This is a genomic window from Lacihabitans sp. CCS-44 (genome assembly GCF_024343735.1).
In the GTDB taxonomy this organism is placed as follows: Bacteria; Bacteroidota; Bacteroidia; order Cytophagales; family Spirosomataceae; genus Leadbetterella.
In genome coordinates this window covers 1-19,072 of the sequence record NZ_RJUE01000007.1, presented here as the reverse complement: position 1 = coordinate 19,072, position 19,072 = coordinate 1, and the positions used below count along the sequence as shown (strand labels likewise).

Here is a 19,072-nt window from a genome sequence, read left to right as displayed (position 1 = left end):
CGTTTTATAACATTACCGAATAAAACAAAATGAAGAATTTTTTTCTGAAAACAAATAAAAAACATAGGCTATTCCTTTTGGGATTTTTATTGATGGGTGCCATTGGGTTTTCAGCATATAAAGTTGACGACAGACTTTTTGAAATAGCCAAAAATTTAGATGTTTTTGCAACGATGTACAAAGAGCTTAATGCCCTCTACGTAGACGAAATAAATCCAACTAAGGCTATGAGAGTGGGTATTCAAGCCATGTTGAAAGAGCTCGATCCTTACACGGTGTTTTATCCTGAAGACGAGATAGAGGATTATTTCACGATGAATGTGGGTGCTTATAATGGCATTGGAGCTACCATAGAATACTTTGAAGGAAAGCACGTAGTGTCTATGTTGTACGAAGATTCTCCCGCAGACAAAGCAGGAATAAAGATTGGTGATCAAGTACTTAAAATAAACAATGTGGATGTTACGGACAAAACAGATGCTGAATTTGGAAGATTACTGAAAGGCCAAACAGGTACTTCAGTAAAATTGTCTTTGGATAGAGTAGGGCAAAGCAAGCCTTTACAAATAAGTGTGGGTAGAGATGTTATAAAAACACCCAATGTACCACATTATGGCATGATAAACGAAGAGGTTGGATATATTCAACTCACCGATTTTAGTAGAACTGCTGCAAAAGAAATAAAAACCGCTACTTTAGAGCTTAAAGACAAAGGCATGAAAAACTTGGTGCTTGACCTCAGGGGCAATCCAGGTGGATTATTGAACATGGCTGTGGAGATTTGTAATTTTTACCTTCCGAAGAATCTTTTGGTGGTAGAAACCAAAGGAAAAGTAAAGGAGTGGAACTACAAGTATCAAACCAAAGAACAGCCTTTAGATACTGACATGCCGATAGTGGTTTTGATTAATGGACGAAGTGCTTCGGCTTCCGAAATTGTAGGGGGTACCTTGCAAGATTATGACAGAGCCGTACTCATTGGCCAGCGTTCGTTTGGAAAAGGATTGGTGCAAATAACCAAAGATTTGAGCTACAACACCAAAATGAAAGTGACTACTTCTAAATATTACATACCTTCTGGCAGGTGTATTCAGGCCATAGATTACGGTCACAGACAGGCCGATGGGTCTTTTGGTAAATTGCCAGATTCTTTGCGAGTACCTTTTAAGACCAAAAACGGACGTTTGGTATTGGATGGGGCTGGAATTGATCCAGATATTGCCACCAAGTCGGCAGACCAGTCTGATTATGTAAAGACTTTGGTTAAAACCAAGATGGTTTTCTACTATGCAAACAAGTATTATTTTGACAATCAAAATGAAAAACCCAAAGAAAACTTCAGTTTAGAGAATAAAACAATGGGTGAGTTTGAGTCTTGGCTTAAAAATCAAAAGTTTGTTTATGAAACTGCGGATCAGAAAGCTATTGATGCCTTGATCAAAAGTTCTAAGGAAAGTGGAGATTATACAAAAATGAAATCGAATTTAGACGACTTGAAGAAAGTGGCGGATTTGAATACCCAAGGTTTGGTGAAGAAAAACTGGGAGCAGATAAAAGAAGCTTTGGAATTAGAAATTTTGAGTAGATATTATTATCAAAAAGCCATGAAGTTCGTTGCTTTTGAAAAAGACAAAGATATTCAGGAGGCTCTTAAGCTTTTCGGGAATCCTCAAAAATACAAATCTTTATTAGCTGGTAAATGATACTTTCTCTAGATGCTTCCACTACCGGATGTTCGGTGGCTTTGTTCGATGGTTTTAATCTTGTTTCATCAGCAGAGTCTAGAATTGAGCGGTCTTCTGCCGAAATGCTAACTACGCTCATTGATAATGTTTTAAAGACGGCTAAAGTTGATAAAAAGGAACTCGGTGCGATAGCTGTAGCAAAAGGCCCAGGTTCGTATACAGGACTAAGAATTGCTGTTTCTACTGCCAAAGGTTTGGCTTTTGCCTTGGATAAGCCGCTTTTGTCGTTTGGTACTTTAGATTTATTGGCTCATCAAGTTTTTGGGTTTAATGGAGATTTACTGTGTCCATTAATAGATGCTCGGAGGATGGAAGTCTACAGTGCGTTCTTTGATGCAAATTCAAGAAAAATAATCTCCGAAGTTGAAGCTATTATTGTTGATTCAAACAGTTTTCAGGATATTTTAGATAACAACAAGGTTCTGTTTTTTGGTGAAGGAAGTGCCAAATGTGAGGAGGTAATAAAGTATCCCAATGCTCAATTCTTGAGAGAAATCATTTTGCCTTCAGCCGTTTTTTCTGGGAAGATTTGCTATGACAAATACATGTCAGGCGATTTCGAGGATTTGACTTTATTTGAGCCAAATTATTTAAAAGAATACATGTTTAAAACAAAAAAGCCCTGAATTTCAGGGCTTTTATTTTGTTAGTCTTCTTCTATTTCTTCGGGGACAAGCGTCTCTGGCATATCCCTTCCTATTGTTTTTGTTTTCTCTTTAAATTGTTTTACTTTTCTTGTAAGCGTGTCCATTGCTAAGTCTGTGGCGGCCTCAAAAGTATCTCCCGACTCTTTCACAAATATCGAACTTCCAGGAACATTTAGTTTAATTTCTATAAGTTTTTTGTGGGTGTTTAGTTTTTCTCCCTTATCTAATCTGAGGAAGACCTCACTACTTATTATTTTGTCATAAAATGTTTCGAGTTTGTTAAGTTTTTTTTGGATAAACTCCTTGAGTCCATTGTCGGCACTGAAGTGCACTGCATTTACTTCGATTTTCATACTCACATTTCTATTTAGGTGAAACAAATAGTTTTGTTTTAGATTGAACTCTCAATCTTTGAAATGAAGATATGTATTTATAAAATATCAACCAAGAAGTTTAAGCTAAAATTTCGAAGATATTTTTGAGTGGTGGTATTCTTATATGAAGACTTTTTTGCCTAAAAAATCTCCTTCTACAGATGTAGCTTTTAATCAGAATTTTAGGCTGCTTTTTTCTTGAAGAAGGGTTTTGTTAGCTGTGGTTTACCAGCTAACAAAATCTTTGAAAGTTTTTTCAATATTCTTCTCTGTAGCTTTATTTTTTGCTTCCCAAGTGGCATTGAGTTCAAGAGCAACAAGCCCTTTTAGATTCATAGTTCCCATAAATTCGTCCACTTTTTTAATGAATTCTGGATTTCTTCTTGCAGCTTTTAAAGAAAAATCCCTAGAAAAAATATCTCCTTTGGTCTGAAGTTCGTTTTTCTTTTCTATCACATAATTAAGGCGGTCTATCAAATCTTTCATCGATTTTCCTATTACCTCAGTGGCTTCGAGTGTACCGATGGTCAGTACAGTGGTTCCTCCAAATGTAGAGATAAGTCTTTGTGTGTCGGGATTGTTTTTGGATAAGATTGAGGAAAGTCCAGTGGTAGCACCCAAAGATGCATTTAAAACAGATCTCTGTTTTTTGCCTTTTTTTGACCTATTATACGCTTTTTTTAGTTCTTCTTCTTTTTCTTTAAGTTGTTCGGTCAGTTCCCAAGCCCTAGCCAAAGTGCCATAATATAAGCTGTAGTTTTTCTTATCTAACTCAGCTTCATTGATAGTGTTTTTTATTGTGAAGAATATTCTTTTTACTTCACGTTTTTTTGCTTTGTCTAAAACAAAAAAATCTATATAAAAACCCAAAGTGTCTCTAGGATCTTGAACGAACTCATAGCCGGGAATCCAGACGAATTCGTACTGATTGTTGGTGTTTTTTATAAGACTTGTTTTTGGAATGCCGGTTTGATTGGTTAAAAAATCAAAAACTTGAATATCATCATCGCCGTTCGGGTCTGATAGATAAAATCTAAGATTTACGTTTTCGTTTTCTTTGATAAGTAAGTTTTCGTTTTTGGGTATGACAGTTATTTGAGGAGGCAAATCCATTTGTGTAGCCTCTATTTTTATTTTGCCTTTTGTTTGTGTTTTAGATGGCTGGTCCTGAATCAAGAAGTCAATATAAAGTGGTTTTTCTTTTAGAGAATTAAATTGATTATTTGATGGTCTCCAAGTAATTTCTCCTTGTGTAGACATCATCATTCCTTCAGGTAGTGTTTCGAGAATTGGAACAAAAGCTATAGGGTCATTATCTTCGTCGTAAGCTACTTCGGAGTTTACTTTATACGTATTTGGGCTATTAAATTGCACATAAAATGTTCCTAAGTCGCTTAAAATGGGTGGTCTGTTGGTATGAAGTATTTTTAAGTCAAGAATGGTGGTCATTTGAAGACCTTCCTTGTTCAAGGCTACTACTACTATTTGAAAAATTCTCTCGGACTCAATTCTATCTACCAAATGGTAAGCGGGTTTCCACAGAAAGTTCCCGATCGAATCTAGATTCATTCCTGCTATTTTTCCTTGCTGAATACTGAATTGGTAGTTGTTTAGTAAAGTGTCAGGGCTTATGCTCAGTTTGAAATTTAGTTCTGAGCCTTCTCTTGCAACATTCCAGTTTTTTTGATTTGGTAAGATAATTTTGGCTGTTTGAGACACAGCGAAATTACTTATCAGAATAAGTATCAATAAATATTTTGGCATTGTTGTTTACTTTTTAGGAATAACTACGCAAGGAAAACCAAATAGACATCTGTCTTTGATAAATGTGACTACCTCGGCTGGTACATGTTCCTCCCATCCTTCTTCGCCCCTTTGTATTAATTCTAACATGTTGTCAGTTTGGATGTTCAAATTGGATTTGTTATAATGATAAATGTCCTCGATTTTGTTGTTTGCAATTAGAAATCTATATAAATCATTTAAATGTGCTGGAGGGTTGAACTTCATGCAGTTCATGATGATGTTGTTTCTCAAAGTAGGGTAAACAAATAATTTAAGTTTCCTACTAAATAACGTTGCAAAGGATTCTAATATTTCACCTGGCAAATCTTTGTAGTTTTCTTCATTGAAGATGTATTCTAAATTTGGGAAACCTATGATTAAGCCAATCTTGAGTTTGGTTATTTTAGACAGATAGGCCACCAATTTATAATATTCTACATAATTGGTTATCATTACGGTTTGGCCTAATGAGCATAAAATATCTACACGGTCGAGAAAATCTTTGTCGTCGATAGAATCATCTTGACCTTCTTGAAGTGCATTTAAAGTGAGTTCAGAAACCACTATCATTTTGCTTTCATCCACATCAGGTTCTTGTATAAATTGCTTTACTCCGTTTTCGAGCATGTCCAAGTGTACATTAATAACAGGTCTAAAACGACCCCTAAGTACCAAAATGTGTTTTTTATACAAGACATCTGAAGGTTGCAGAATCTTGCCATCTGGGCCAAAAAGAGCAAGGTCACAAAAACCATTTTTTACTAACCTCAGACTCATAAGTCTACCATCTACTTTTTCGAAAGCAGGGCCTTCAAACTTTATAGCATCAATCTGAATTCGCCCCTTTGTGAGGTTGTCTCTCAATGATTCCAATAATATCTCTGGCTTCTGATGGTAATAAAAGCAACCATATATGAGATTTACACCTATTATACCTAAGGCTTGCTGTTGAAGCAAAGTGTCATTGTCGAGCATCCTGACATGTAAGGTGACATCATGGAATTCGCCGTTTGGAGTAAGCTGAAACCTACATCCCATCCATCCATGCGGCTGATTGTTTTTATGATAATTGAGTGTAACGACGGTGTTGGCAAAAGAAAAAAACTGTGTGCTTTCTCCTCTTTGTTCGTCCAGTCTCTCTATTAAGAGATTGTATTCATGATCTAACATGCTTATTACACGCTCTTCGCATACATAGCGGCCATCTGCTACTGGTCCATAAATAGCATCAGAAAACTTCATATCATAGGCCGACATAGACTTGGCTATAGTACCCGAAGCACCTCCTGCTTTAAAGAAAGCAGCAGCTACATCTTGTCCTGCCCCAATCTCGGCAAAAGTGCCATAAATTTTCGGATCAAGATTTATTTTGAGAGCTTTTTGATTGATTCCCAGACCTAAATCGTGTACTAAAGACATCGTAATTTGAAGATTTTTTGAAGTATATATGCTATAATGCAAATATAATAAAATTTGTACTTTATGGTGTAAAATAACTGTTTAATGTACTTTTTGTTGTATTTAAACTATATTTTTTAAATATTTTATATAAATATATTATATTGTATGAACTTTGTAAATGGCTCAAATTGAATTTTCATATTGAGTGTATTGTTGTAAATTATAATTTCAATAAATTTTGAAAATAATGAAAAAAAATCTACTTTCTTTTACACTATTGTTTTTTTCTCTTTTTGCTTTTGCTCAAAAGGGTTTTGAAAGCAAGAAAAGAACCCCAGAAGGAGCCTCTATCACTGCTGATTTTGAGATAATTTCCGGCAAGAAAAATTCGCAGATTTCTAATCCGAAATTTAGTTTTTCTCCAAAACTTACATCTAAAAGAATTTTAAAAGACGAAGAGTCTGGAGCGGTTGTTTTTATAGATAATCCAACGTACTCAAAAGATCAACGAAATGCTAGGAAAAGTAGTGGAGACATGAGCAGTAGTTTCCTAAACTCGGTAAGAAGAGATTTGAAGGTCAATAATCCAGAGGATGAGTTTAGATTAGTTGCTGACGAAACTGATGGCTTGGGCTTCAGACATTTGAAATTGGTCCAATCTTTTAAAGGGGTACCTATCTATGGTGGAGAGGCGGTAGTTCATGCCAATAAAAATGGTGTAGCAGAGTTTATGATGGGTAAAATATTTGCTAGTCCGGTACTTAACACCATTCCAAACATAAGTTCTTCGGCCGCTATAGAGCTTAGTTTGAAAGATCTTGGTAAGAATACGATTGTTCAAAAGAATGGAAAAATGAGCCAGTTTTTGGAATTGGATAAAGATACTGCCGAGCTAATGATTTTGAATATTGAGAAAAAGAATAACCTAGTTTATTATATCACTGTAAGGCCAAATATTTTGGAGCGATGGGTCTATTTTATTGATGCACACTCTGGTTTAGTACTTAATAAATACAATCATACCTGTACGCTAGATGGAGTGGTGATTGCAAGTTCAAAAGATTTGAATGGAATAACTAAAAGTTTCAACGCTGTGCAGGTAGGTCAAAATTTCTTTATGATTGATGCAACGAAGAATATGTTTAATCCTCAATCTAGCTTGCCAAATAGCCCAAAAGGAGCAATTTGGACTATTGATGCCCAGAATTCTAGGGTAGATGATGAAGAAATGGCTCTGGTGCAAGTAAGTTCTACAAACAAAAATAGTTGGAACGCCACAGCGGTTTCAGCTCACATAAATGCTTCCATTTGCTATGATTATTATTTGACAAAGTTTAATCGGAATTCATTAAATGGCTCAAAAGGGAATATTTTGTCAGTCATAAATATTACAGATGAAGACGGGAAAGGTATGGATAATGCCTATTGGAATGGTCAATTTATGGGATATGGCAATGGTAAGGATGGTTTTAAGCCTTTGGCAGGGGCTCTTGATGTAGCAGGTCATGAAATGACCCATGGAGTAATTGAGAATACAGCTAGGCTGGAGTATAGGAATCAATCGGGAGCTCTAAATGAATCTTTTGCAGATATATTTGGAGCTTTGATTGATAGGGATGATTGGACTTTAGGTGAAGATGTAGTAAAACTAGATGTTTTTCCTTCTGGGGCGTTGAGGTCATTAGAAAATCCAAACCAAGGTGGTAAAAATGATAATGGTTATCAACCAAAAAACATGTCACAATATCAGTTTCTGAAAGATACACCGAGTGAAGACAATGGAGGTGTGCATGTAAATAGTGGAATACCGAATCATGCTTTTTATAAGTTTGCCACGGCTTCTGGCATGAATAAAGACAAAGCCGAAAAAGTCTATTGGCGTGCTATGACTACTTACTTGACAAGGACGTCGAAGTTTGCAGACTTGAGAGTTGCTGTCATTCAATCAGCAAAAGACATTTATGGTGAAGGCCAAGAGACCGCTTCGGCAAAAGCGGCTTTTGACTTTGTAGGAATTACAGACGGCTCAACTAATACTGGTACCACGGGTACTGGAAATAGCTCTACTGAAAATACAATTCCTACAAACCCTGGTACGGAGTCTTTGGTGGCTTTTGACCCAACAGATAATAGTCTTTACTCTGGAGCGTTAAATGCTGCTACCTTTATCAAAATTTCCAATGGATTGGGATGTTTAGGTAAGCCAAGTATTACTGACGACGGAACTTTTGTGTATTTTGTAGGTAAAGATTTTCATATCTATAGAGTTGATTTATCTAAAAACTCTGCACCTCAAAAGCTTTCATCTGAGCCATCTTGGCGTAATGTAGCTATATCAAAAGACGGAAAACAATTGGCGGCATTGGCAAGTAAAAACGACGTATTTATATATGTTTTTGATTTGGTAAACAACAAAAATAAAAAGTTTGAGTTGTATAATCCTACTTATACACAGGGAGTTAATACGGGGGAAGTATTGTATGCAGATTCATTTGAATGGGATTATTCTGGTGAGTTTATTGTCTACGATGCTTTTAATGAAGCTAAAAGTACCTTCAAAAGTTTCGAATACTGGGATGTGGGTATTATAAGAGTTTGGGATCCGTTGAAAAAGGATTTTTCAGATGGGGTTATAGAAAAAATGTTTTCGAATCTTGAAGAAGGAGACAATATCGGAAATCCCGCTTTGGCCAAAACCAATACAGGTATATATGCTTTCGATTATTTTGTGTCGAAGGAAGATGTTTTTTACGTGATAACAATAGATTTTGGAAAATCTACCAACAATGTACAGGTTGTGGAAGAAAACAATGACATAGGCTATCCAAATTTTACAAAGGCAGACAATAAGCTGCTATTTAATGCTTTAGATGGTAATGTGGCGGTTATAAAAGGAGCAAATCTTAAAAGTGACAAAATATCTCCAAATGGTGCCTCTGAAGTGTTATTTACGGATGCCAAGTGGGGCATTACCTATGCCGTGGGTACAAGAGCTTTGCCAACTAAAGAAGCCCAAACTATTACGATAAATTCTATTTCTGATAAGTTGCCAAAGACATCATTCGAAATTGTGGCTACGTCAAGCTCAAAGCTTGGCCTTATTTACGCTGTAGTGTCAGGAGATGCGAGCATTAATGGTAAAATGGTAGTTTTGGGGTCTACACCAGGTAAAGTAACCATTAGGGCAATACAAGTAGGTGATTCAAAATATGCCGGAGCTACTGCTGATATGACTTTTTGTATCACCCCAACCACTCCAAAACTCACCGACAATGTGACTTCAGTTGTGGCTTCTGGGGGTACTCTGTATCAGTTTTTTGTTAATAATAATCCAATTGGCGGACAAACTACCAGCACCACCTTGAAGAAAGATTTTGGTGGAGTTTATACAGTAAAAAGCGTAACTAGTGATGGTTGTTTTAGTGTTTCTTCAAATGCAATTTCGATGGCAGTTTTGGCAAATGAGCCCATTCTTAGTCAGAAGGTTATTGCGGCTCCTAATCCTGTAGAGGATAATCTTAATTTGATTTTGCCAGAAAATGAAAAACTTATTTTAATGGAAATATTAGATAACTCAGGAAAAGTATTGAAGAAAAGCACAAAAGTAAACGAAAGTGCAAAAAGCCTCTCATCAGGACAATATATAGTGAAAGTACAGACCAATCTGCAAACTTATTCACTGAAAATTATTAAAAAATAGTAAAAGGCCTTTCGGCCTTTTACTATTTTATTTTTTTTACAAATTTGTAGTGTCCTCTGCTGAATCCATTTCTTATATAAAAGCTATGGGCTTTTAGTCTTTTTACGTTGCTAGAAAGTTCTATTTGGAGCCAATTGTTTTCTTTTCCTAGGTCTTCTGCCAATCTTATGAATTCTTTGCCTATACTCAGTCCTCTATATTTTTCATTTATGATAAGTTCTTGAATTTCAGCTAGTCTTTGACAATGGTGCAGTGGGGTAGATTCGAATAAACTCATAAAACCAACTACTTCATTATCTACTTCAGCTACGAAATAATGAACCTCTGTATTGCTTATATTTTTCAGAAAAATCTCTTTGAATTTATCAAAGTCAAAGAGTTGTTCTTCAAGCTCTTCAATCAGCTTTTTTACATTTTCTAGGTCTGAATTGGTGGCTTTTCGTATCATTTAGCTAACTTATTAGCCCACGCATCGAGAGTTTCTTCTAAAACACTCAACGGCAAGCAGCCATTTTTCAGTACTTGATCATGAAAATCAGCTAGATTAAATTTTTCACCCAAAGAAGTTGTATATTTTGCTCTTAATTCTCGGATTTTCAATGCCCCAATTTTGTATGAAAGAGCTTGTCCTGGTATGGCCATGTAACGCTCAATTTCGGCAATTGCCCCTTCCTTGGAGATCGCTTCATTTTGTAGCATATAGTTTAATGCTTCTTCTCTGCTCCAGCCTTTTATGTGTATGCCAACATCTACGACCAAGCGAATAGCACGGTGCATTTCATCACCCAAAGAGCCAAAATACTGATATGGGTCAGTATAGAGACCAAGCTCCTTTCCAAGAGACTCAGTATATAATGCCCAACCTTCTCCGTAAGCTCCATACCAACCGAAACGCATGAATTTTGGAATAGTTTGGTTTTCTTGCTGCAATGAAACTTGATAATGATGCCCTGGTATAGCCTCGTGCAGAAAAAGAGACTCCATACCCGAAGTGATATTGAATTTGGTGGCATCAAGAATCGGTACATAGAAGATACCCGGTCTGCTGCCATCTGCGGTGCCTTGCATATATTCAGCACTTGCTGAAGCTTCTCTGAATGCCTCCGTTCTTCTTATTTCAAACCCTGTTTTTGGGGTATTATTGAATATTTTTTTTAGGTTAGGGTCTATCTTGGTTTGAATGGCTTTGAAAGCTGCCAAAACTTCTTCTGGTGTTTTATATGGCATTAATTTGGGGTCAGATTTTACACTTTCAAAGAAAGTCAACAAATCTCCTTTAAACCCTACTTGGTCTTTTACTTTCAACATTTCTTTTTGTATCCGACTCACTTCTGATAGCCCTGTTTGAAAAATTTCATCGGGAGTTTTTAGAGAAGTGGTCCAGTAGTAAGTTTGATAGTCATAATATTTCTTGCCAATTTTTAAGGCTCCAATACCACTAGATGGCCTTGCCGCCTTAAGGTAAGTTTTAGCTAAATAAACCTCGAGCTTTTTGTATGCTGGTCTTATTTTCTTATCTATTGCTTCAGTATATTTTTGTGTATAGCTTATTTTTTGTTCAGGAGTAAAATTGGTAGGGAGCTTTTTTATTGGCTCAAAGAATAGATTTTCAGTGGCGGCTGGCTCAGACAAATCGTGCATTTGAGGTATCATTTTAACAACCAAAGATTTTGGAAGAACAAATTGACTGGCAATACCTTTGTCAAAATTAGCAATGGCTGTATCGGCCCAAATTACAAATTGATCTATACGTTTAAGCCAATTGTCATAATCCTGGGTGGTTTTGAATGGCTGTGAAGCTTCCCCACTTCCTAGCTGAGCAAAGGTCAAAGGCAAACCTGTAAACTGATTGAAGGGAGTTAAATGCGATGGGTATGTTAAGCCTTCTATCTCGGTGTTTAGATTAAATCTTAATGTATTGTACTGAATTAGTTCGTCTTCTGACAATTCTTTGGTTTCGATTCTATCCAGACTATTAAGATATGTTTGGTAGAAGCTCAAAAGGCTCTTTCTGTAACCTTCAGAAATATCTATAGGCAGTTTGTCATTGAAACGATTGTCGCCCTGAGAGGTGGCCTCAAGAGGGAAAAACTGGAGTCTTTCCTCATAATAATGCTCAAAAAGGGTCTTAAGTTGCTTGTTTTCTTTGGGTTTATTACATCCAATTATAAATAGACTGAATACAGTGAAAATAAGGAGTTTATTCATTTTTTTTTAAATTTATTTTTAGCCAGAAGGATTTGTTTTGGCCAATATTTTTAATTGATTTTATCGTTTTCGGGTATCTATTATGGCAATGATTTTCCATTTGTTTTCAGTTTTAATAAGCGTAAACACATTGGTGCCCTTGTGCGAGAGTTTTTCGTTTACATAAAATTCGTAAGGTGTCCAGTCTATAGCTAAAGCCTCGTCAATTTGTATTTTATGCTCTAAAAGCCTTTCTTCCAAAACCACATTTTGGGGAATTGTACCAATGGATTTAAGAAGTCCAGCTATACTTTCTGATTTTTGTGTGGCAGCTTGATCAGGCTTTATATTTACTGAATTTAGCGAACAGTTTTTGTGTAATACACTTTTTATTAGCATGGTATCTCTTTTATACATGCCATCAAAGAAGGTTTCGATTGCTTTTTTTATTTGAGCTTCTTCGCTTTGGCCAAAAGTTATTTTGGAATACCCAAAAGTGAGAATAAGTATAAAGAATATTCTTTTCATTGATAAGTGTTCTTAAAATTCCTCAATTCTAACATATTTTTTGTTGTATTCAAAATTACGATGAAGCATTATCTTATTATTTATTGGATAAATGACTCTTTTTTTGGGATGCTATACGATGAAGTTTTTGAGAACAAAAAATAAGGCTTAATTTTATAAATAGATTTTGTTTAAGTTACATTTTTACAAACAACTCATACTTAACAATATGACAAACAACATAAAATAAGATAAATTAAAACAATTATCAGTAAAACATGACTCTATTCACTGCAGGGAAAGAGAAAGAAATTTTGGTAAAACTTAAGTCCAATACGGAGTTAAATACTTGTTTGCAATATTTGTATAAGGAGTATTTTGGCTTTTTGAAAAATATGGTATTGAATAATAGCGGTACTAAAGAGGATGCTGAGGATGTTATTCAAGAGACATTTCTAGCGTTTGTTCAGATTGTTCAAAATGATAAATTTAAAGGTGAATCAAGTCTGAAATCTTTTTTGTATGCTGTCGCAAAAAACATTTGGTTGGGGAAATTGAAAAAACAAAAGGCGGAATTTAGAAGAGCCAATATTTGGGTAGAAGCCAATCCTAAGTTTGAGGAAGATATTCAGGAACAATTGAATAAAAATGAAGCTTTGGACTTAATTTCAAATGTATTGTCAACATTAGGATCGGTTTGTAAGGTTATACTTCAGAAGTTTTATTATGAAGAATTATCCTTAAAAGAAATACTCGCTTTTACCGATTTTGAGAACGACCAAGTGTTAAGAAACAAAAAGGCCAAATGTATGAAATCAATGACAGAAAAACTGAACCAACAGCCCCATTTAAAGGAATCGTTGTATAAAGCACTAAGAATATTTTAATAGAAAATGGAAGGATTTGAAATTTTTGATGACTATTTGAACAACAAAATGACTTTTGAGGCAAGGCTAGGCTTTGAACAACAATTGTTGGAGAATCCAGAATTAAAATCGTCTTTTAATGATTACAAAGTTGTCTTGGAATTGTTAAGATTTCAAGGCTTAAAAAGCGATGTAGAGAAAGCAAATAAGGCATATCAAATCCGTAATGAATCGAAATTTAGTTTTCCAAAAATAAAAATAGCAGCCATAATTATTTTTGGGTTGTTGACTTTTAGTGCCTTTTGGACTAACCTAATTGAAGGGGCAGATTTGCTTGAAAACGTGCCGATTGAATATATAGAACCCAATCAAAGAGGAGATGCTGAAGAAAAACCACGTGCAGAGTTTCTTTATTTAACAAAAGACTATGAGGGTTTGATAAAATTGTATGTCTCGAGCAATGAACCTACTGAAAAGCTTGAATTTTTGACGGCTATGGCTTATTTTAATAAAAAAGAATACAACAAAGTACTTGAATTAATTGAAAAATTGGAGCCTAGGGACAAAACCAATGTTTATAAAAATGAAATTGAATTTTATAAATGTCAAAGTTTGATTGGCTTAAACAAATACTCTGAGGCTGAAGGAATGATTCAGAAAATGGAATATACGAATCCATATAAATCGACTTTTGATTGGATTTACGTTACAAAAATCAAGATTTTGGCATGGAAAGAAAGTTTTTTTTGAACAAAAACGCAACTAAAAGAATTGCCAAAGCACCAAGGAGATATTTTAAATAATTGTAAATCCAGTATTCATTATCTTTTTGAAAGCCAACATATACCAGATGAGCCCAATATTTTGGATGCCTAAATTGCACCATTGTCGGGTCTTCAATTAAATCCAATTTAGCCTTTTGTAAAGCAATGGGGTAAGTCGCTCCGTCAGCAAGATGTTTATAGAATTTTTTGGTGAGATAGGCCGTGGAATAGTCTTCAGCTTTCCATAGTGATGAAATAATGCTTTGGCTTCCTGCTAAATAAAAACCTCGTGATAGGCCTCTGATACCCTCACCGTCGAGGTGGGTGTTCCCATAAGAATCACATGCAGATAGAAAAACTAATTGTGTATTCTTGAGCATTCCGGCAGAAAGTTCGAACAAATAAAGCTTGTTGTCTTCTTTTTGTGTTTGGTTGTTATGAAACTTAATAAAGGACTTTTCTGGCAATTTGAGATCAGCTACTGCGTGTGTGGACAAATGGATTATGGGGAAGTCTTTGGCGTTTTCTAAAAAGACTTTTTTAGTGGCATCAGAATCCAAAAAAATCTTAGAATCAAGTAAGTTGTCTACTTCTTTTTTTGAATTGGGAAGAAAGTCCGGGTTGTTTTTGTCATTTGCAAATGGAGCAAATGCCAGTATTCTGTTCGATTTACTTACTTTTTTAGTAGTTTGGATAAATTTAGCGGAAAAAAGGTAAGAAATGGGATTGCTTTTTATCAAGTATTCCCCATTGTGCCCAACGAGACATTCCATAGGCAAACCGTTCGTAATACCATCTCCGATAAAAATGATGTGAAAGTAGGGTTGAATAATATTTTTGAAGGGTTTAATTAAATCGGCATAAATAAATTTGGTATTTTCTAGTTTGGTTACTTTTTGAGTTTGTGCTTTTAAATCCTTGATTTTTTGCTCAAATAAGGCTTTGTTTTTTATTGTAGTTGTTTCAAATTTTGTTTTTGTTATAGCAAAAACAATTGCTTCTTTTCCTAAGTCAAAATAGCTGAGTAGTACTTCATTTTTTTGTAAATATTTTCGTACCTCTTTTATTTTTACCAATTGATTTTGTTGAAACTTCTTCAATCTATATTCCGGATAATTTTCAAGTTTCTCGTTGAGTTTTCCCAGCCTTATTTCGGTTTCGTTAATTACTTCAAGATACTTTTCAATTTGTTTGTCTTCACTGGTGTTTTCAATATTTTTTTTCAAGGCAGCTAATGAAATGTGCAAAATTTGCTCTGCTTTAAGTAGGTCATCAGGAATGTCGCTGTTGTTTTTTATTATGTTTTCATTTATTCCCAATGACAAAACGGTCGCTTTGCTTTCCTCACTTATTTCAAATGCCCGCTCAGCATATTCTTTATTGTTTGTATTATTATATGCATTCCATAAAAAACGTATATATGCCTGATATTTAGGATGTAAATTTTCTATAATGTCTAGCCTTGCATTTTCTTGATTATAAGTTTTAGAAATACTTTGAGCAGATATTCTGAAAGCTTCAAATGCATTAATGGCACCTCTTAAGTAGCGAAGTTCGGATGTTTTTATATACAGTTCTCCAAAACTCATTGCTTTTTCTGTGAGAATATCTAGAATAAAAAATGAATAAAAACCACTACTATTTTTTATTGGATTTTTGTAAATATTCTTTTCTTTGAAAAAGAAATCAATGTTTTGTAATGCCATTTGAAAATGAAACAAAGCATCATAATGTAAGTTATCCTTAGCCGCAATTTTGCCTAGATAATAATGAGAATAAGCTTTGTCGGCCTTTTTTTTATTTTTTAGTTCTATAGATTTGCTAAAATATAATTTTGCTTTTTGGAAGTCGCGGAGCTTAAAATATGCCTTGCCTATGGTGTTAAAGTATATCAAAGAGTCATTAGTTGGCTTTTTTAAAACAGAAATGGCCTTTATAGGTTGATTAAGTTCTATTAAAACAGAGGCTAGATTAATTTTCAGGTCGTTCTCCTTCGGAAATTTTTTTGTGAGTTTGTTCAAAATTTTTAGGGTACTATCTGGTTGATTTAAGAATTGAAGAGCCAAGGCTTGGTTGTTGAGATTGGAGAGCTCATCTGTGCCTACCAAAGTTTCTGCTTTCTTGAAGTAAACAAGACTTTGGCGGAAATTTCCTGATTCAAAAAGCAACACACCTTTGGTATTGAAGAGTCTTTCGGCTTCAGGTAATTTTGGGTTTTTATCAAGCAATATTTCAGCTTCTGATAGATAATAAAGGCAAGAGTCGTAGGCGGCGTTATAATAATGTACACCACTCAAGTACAATAATGATGCAAAGATGGAGGTGTCGGCCAAGTTGTTTTTTCGGGCAATTTCAACACTTTTTTTGTAAAAAGTTAAGGCTTCACGATTTTGGAAATAAGTTTGATTTAAAACTCCAAGTTTTTCATTTGCCTTCGCAATTTTGATCGCTTCGTCTTTGTTTTTTGGTTTTAGATCAGCAATTTTTAGAAAGTGCTTTTTTGCCTCGATGTCAGTAGCTTTCGTTGGATTTTCAAGATTAAAAAAATAAAGACCTTTTTGCAGTTCTTTATTAATGCTAACCCCGAATGGTTGAGAGAGGACTATTCCGAAAATAAAAACACTTACGAAAGAAGAAAGGTATTTTGATTTCATTTTTTTTAAAAAAAACTCAATAATTCCGTCCAACAATCACTATCTGAGGAGGTCTTGGCTTACGAAAAATTCTAAAAATACGAGCATATTTTAGTCCAAAATTAGGATTATAGAAAGAATTCTGGTTTTCAAAAATCTTATCTTTTAGGCTTTTGGGTACGTCACTTTCTTTCTCGAAAAAATGAAACTCTAACTCTATTTTGTTAAGTGCCTTACCACTTTTATCATCTAATCTGTAATAGAGCTTTAGTTTTTTTGTTGAGCCATTTTTTGGAGAAGCACCCAATAACCCTTTCCGAAGTGAGTTGTCAAGCACTATCTTACCATCAATTTTTGAAATATCTAAACCTTGAGCTATAACTTGCTGGCCCGGAAGAGGCTCGTCTAAAAAACCATTCCCATTGTCATCATCATCATCATCATCAAATTCTGTAGTTCTTGTATTTACCCCTGGTATAGCAAAATTTGGATTATTGTTGTAAATGGGAGCGGCAACTTTTTCATTTTTGTCCAAGACGTATATTTTACTCATATAATCTACACCAGAGATTGTCAAATGAGTAAAACAAGTATCTTTTGAGTTTTTGGGAATAAAAAATACATTATAACGAAGTCCAGATTCACTCTTTGTAATATTTATTTCACCGTGTGACTCATTTATTTCTAATCCTTCTGGATAAGCACCGTATTCTCCGTCTCGTTTCACCAGAGGGTTTATTTTTAAGTCGTCTTTAAGGTTTTCAAGAAAGAATAATGTGTCTTTATAAGCTATTAAATTACAATTTCCTTTTGCAGTAGTATTTGAATTTGTTTGGTTATTAGTGGTTTGGTTGTTGTTTGAAGAGTTGTTGTCGTCAGGAGAAATGCTATCTTCTGTAAGATTAGGATTACAAGAAAACATCCAACTCACTAACGCGATAATTATAAATATGTACTCTTTTTTCATTCAATTCGGGATATCTAAAGCTTTCTACGGTGGAATATTAACGATGGTTGCAAAAAAATAATATTATATGTAGTTACATTTTTTAGGTGAGAAGATACTTAAATGCAAAAAACAATTATCACCGTAAATTAATTTAAAATTATGAAAACATCCAGAAGTTTTGGCTTATCTTTTTTGTCTTTGGTTGTGTTGTCTCTTAGTTCTTGCGACGATTCGCTTCTTAAACCAGATGATAGTTCTTCGATATTCTCGGTATTAGCAAATGCTTCAGGTGATGGTACAAACGTGTCTGTCAGTTCATTGCCATCAGCCATTACTACTTACATCAATGTAAATTATTCTGGGAAAACTATTATCAAAGCAGAAAAGTATTTGACAAAATTCGAGATTACACTTTCTGATTTGACCAAGTTGGAGTTTAGTATTTCTGGTATTTTTATTGAAGTATCGGGTAGCAGCAAAGGTGGAACTAAGGTTTCTGATGATCCTATTGCAGCACTTCCGCAGGTAATTTTGGATTACGTCACAAAAAATTATCCAGGAGTCGCCATTGTAAAGGCAGAAAAGTCGGCAAACAAATATGAGGTCAAACTTAGCAACAGAGTCAGGTTAGATTTCAGTTTGAGCGGTCAATTGTTAAGGGTGAGAACTTGGTAAAAAAAGGAGCTTAGGCTAGTCATGGTCGGAAGATTAAATATCTTCCGGCCATTTTTTGTTATTAATGATTTGTCGTTGTCTTAGACTTATGAATTTGTATCTTTGGCTACGCTTTCTTAAAATCTAATGACAAATTTCAAGAACCACAAGGTATCAGTAAGCCAACTGATAGGGTTAATACCAGAGGCTTTATTAACCCACCTATCCTCTAATACGAATGTTGACTATTATACTAAAGTATTGCATGCCAAAAAGGTATTCTATCTACTACTTTATGGAATTCTAGACAATGAGAAATTAAGCCAACGCACTTTAGAAGATACTTTTAACGATTCTGGATTTAAAGTACTGTTTGACTTAGATGAAAGGGAAACCGTTGTCAGAAGCTCCATTTCGGAAAGGCTTTCAAAGATTGACTATCATTACTTTAAGGAAGTCTATGAGTTCATCTACTACTTTATGGAATTCTAGACAATGAGAAATTAAGCCAACGCACTTTAGAAGATACTTTTAACGATTCTGGATTTAAAGTACTGTTTGACTTAGATGAAAGGGAAACCGTTGTCAGAAGCTCCATTTCGGAAAGGCTTTCAAAGATTGACTATCATTACTTTAAGGAAGTCTATGAGTTCATCTACACTACTTTTTCAGATTATTATGCTTATAGCGAGCAGTTAAAGTACAATTTGATTCGGGTAGACAGCACCATGGTGAGTGAGATGTCTGGCAAACTTAAAGAGGGGCTCGATAATAAAAGCGGAAAGAAATCTGTAAAATATTCTGTGACATTTGATGGAATACTTCCTTCGGGTTTTGAGGTATTTACGCAGGCCAAATTC

The 19,072-nt window shown here is 34.8% G+C and carries 15 protein-coding genes; 7 read left to right on the top strand and 8 right to left on the bottom strand.

Going from position 1 to position 19,072, the window contains the following annotated elements; all coding sequences use genetic code 11:
* Window positions 1-29: 29 nt before the first annotated feature.
* Together EGI26_RS05260 and tsaB are read left to right on the top strand one after the other, a co-directional pair.
* Window positions 30-1,703 carry a S41 family peptidase gene (locus tag EGI26_RS05260; protein ID WP_255076834.1) on the top strand — a complete coding sequence of 558 codons (1,674 nt, stop codon included), beginning with the start codon at window positions 30-32 and terminating at the stop codon, window positions 1,701-1,703.
* A complete protein-coding gene (tsaB, locus tag EGI26_RS05255) occupies window positions 1,700-2,371 on the top strand; it encodes a tRNA (adenosine(37)-N6)-threonylcarbamoyltransferase complex dimerization subunit type 1 TsaB (RefSeq protein WP_255076833.1) in 672 nt (223 codons plus the stop codon). The genes EGI26_RS05260 and tsaB overlap by 4 nt, the downstream gene beginning before the upstream one ends.
* Before the next feature lie 20 nt (window positions 2,372-2,391).
* Here the strand turns inward: tsaB and hpf are convergent, their stop codons facing one another.
* The 3 genes from hpf to EGI26_RS05240 all read right to left on the bottom strand — a co-directional run bounded on the left by hpf (window position 2,392) and on the right by EGI26_RS05240 (window position 5,970).
* Window positions 2,392-2,745 carry a ribosome hibernation-promoting factor, HPF/YfiA family gene (gene hpf / locus EGI26_RS05250; protein WP_255076832.1) on the bottom strand — a complete coding sequence of 118 codons (354 nt, stop codon included), beginning with the start codon at window positions 2,743-2,745 and terminating at the stop codon, window positions 2,392-2,394.
* Window positions 2,746-2,991: 246 nt separating this feature from the next.
* Complete coding sequence (locus EGI26_RS05245) at window positions 2,992-4,530, bottom strand: hypothetical protein (protein ID WP_255076831.1); 1,539 nt, start codon at window positions 4,528-4,530, stop codon at window positions 2,992-2,994.
* A 6-nt stretch (window positions 4,531-4,536) separates the two neighbouring features.
* Window positions 4,537-5,970, bottom strand: a complete 1,434-nt coding sequence (locus EGI26_RS05240) for a TonB-dependent receptor (RefSeq protein WP_255076830.1) — start codon at window positions 5,968-5,970, stop codon at window positions 4,537-4,539.
* Between the two features lie 229 nt (window positions 5,971-6,199).
* Between EGI26_RS05240 and EGI26_RS05235 the strand changes: the two genes are divergently transcribed.
* On the top strand, window positions 6,200-9,652 hold the full coding sequence (locus tag EGI26_RS05235; protein ID WP_255076829.1) for a M4 family metallopeptidase: 3,453 nt from the start codon (window positions 6,200-6,202) through the stop codon (window positions 9,650-9,652).
* 22 nt (window positions 9,653-9,674) lie between these two features.
* Here the strand turns inward: EGI26_RS05235 and EGI26_RS05230 are convergent, their stop codons facing one another.
* The 3 genes from EGI26_RS05230 to EGI26_RS05220 are packed head-to-tail and all read right to left on the bottom strand — an operon-like array spanning window position 9,675 to window position 12,367.
* Entirely contained in the window at window positions 9,675-10,100 is a 426-nt protein-coding gene (locus EGI26_RS05230) for a GNAT family N-acetyltransferase (protein ID WP_255076828.1), read from the bottom strand.
* Complete coding sequence (locus EGI26_RS05225; RefSeq protein ID WP_255076827.1) at window positions 10,097-11,860, bottom strand: DUF885 family protein; 1,764 nt, start codon at window positions 11,858-11,860, stop codon at window positions 10,097-10,099. The genes EGI26_RS05230 and EGI26_RS05225 overlap by 4 nt, the downstream gene beginning before the upstream one ends.
* Window positions 11,861-11,920: 60 nt before the next feature.
* Window positions 11,921-12,367, bottom strand: coding sequence for a nuclear transport factor 2 family protein (locus EGI26_RS05220; protein WP_255076826.1), 447 nt, complete (start codon window positions 12,365-12,367; stop codon window positions 11,921-11,923).
* A gap of 257 nt (window positions 12,368-12,624) precedes the next feature.
* On the opposite strand from EGI26_RS05220, the gene EGI26_RS05215 reads away from it, so the two are divergent.
* A complete protein-coding gene (locus tag EGI26_RS05215) occupies window positions 12,625-13,233 on the top strand; it encodes an RNA polymerase sigma factor (protein ID WP_255076825.1) in 609 nt (202 codons plus the stop codon).
* A 6-nt stretch (window positions 13,234-13,239) separates the two neighbouring features.
* Window positions 13,240-13,962, top strand: a complete 723-nt coding sequence (locus EGI26_RS05210) for a hypothetical protein (protein WP_255076824.1) — start codon at window positions 13,240-13,242, stop codon at window positions 13,960-13,962.
* Here the strand turns inward: EGI26_RS05210 and EGI26_RS05205 are convergent.
* Together EGI26_RS05205 and EGI26_RS05200 are read right to left on the bottom strand one after the other, a co-directional pair.
* On the bottom strand, window positions 13,928-16,630 hold the full coding sequence (locus tag EGI26_RS05205; RefSeq protein WP_255076823.1) for a CHAT domain-containing protein: 2,703 nt from the start codon (window positions 16,628-16,630) through the stop codon (window positions 13,928-13,930). The genes EGI26_RS05210 and EGI26_RS05205 overlap by 35 nt on opposite strands.
* 16 nt (window positions 16,631-16,646) lie before the next feature.
* A complete protein-coding gene (locus EGI26_RS05200) occupies window positions 16,647-17,576 on the bottom strand; it encodes a hypothetical protein (protein WP_255076822.1) in 930 nt (309 codons plus the stop codon).
* 141 nt (window positions 17,577-17,717) lie between these two features.
* Here EGI26_RS05200 and EGI26_RS05195 point away from each other — a divergent pair, with 141 nt between their 5' ends.
* Together EGI26_RS05195 and EGI26_RS05190 are read left to right on the top strand one after the other, a co-directional pair.
* Window positions 17,718-18,233: a PepSY-like domain-containing protein gene (locus tag EGI26_RS05195; RefSeq protein ID WP_255076821.1), complete on the top strand. Its 516-nt coding sequence runs from the start codon at window positions 17,718-17,720 to the stop codon at window positions 18,231-18,233.
* A 126-nt stretch (window positions 18,234-18,359) separates the two neighbouring features.
* Window positions 18,360-18,704 carry a hypothetical protein gene (locus EGI26_RS05190; RefSeq protein WP_255076820.1) on the top strand — a complete coding sequence of 115 codons (345 nt, stop codon included), beginning with the start codon at window positions 18,360-18,362 and terminating at the stop codon, window positions 18,702-18,704.
* Window positions 18,705-19,072 lie beyond the last annotated feature (368 nt).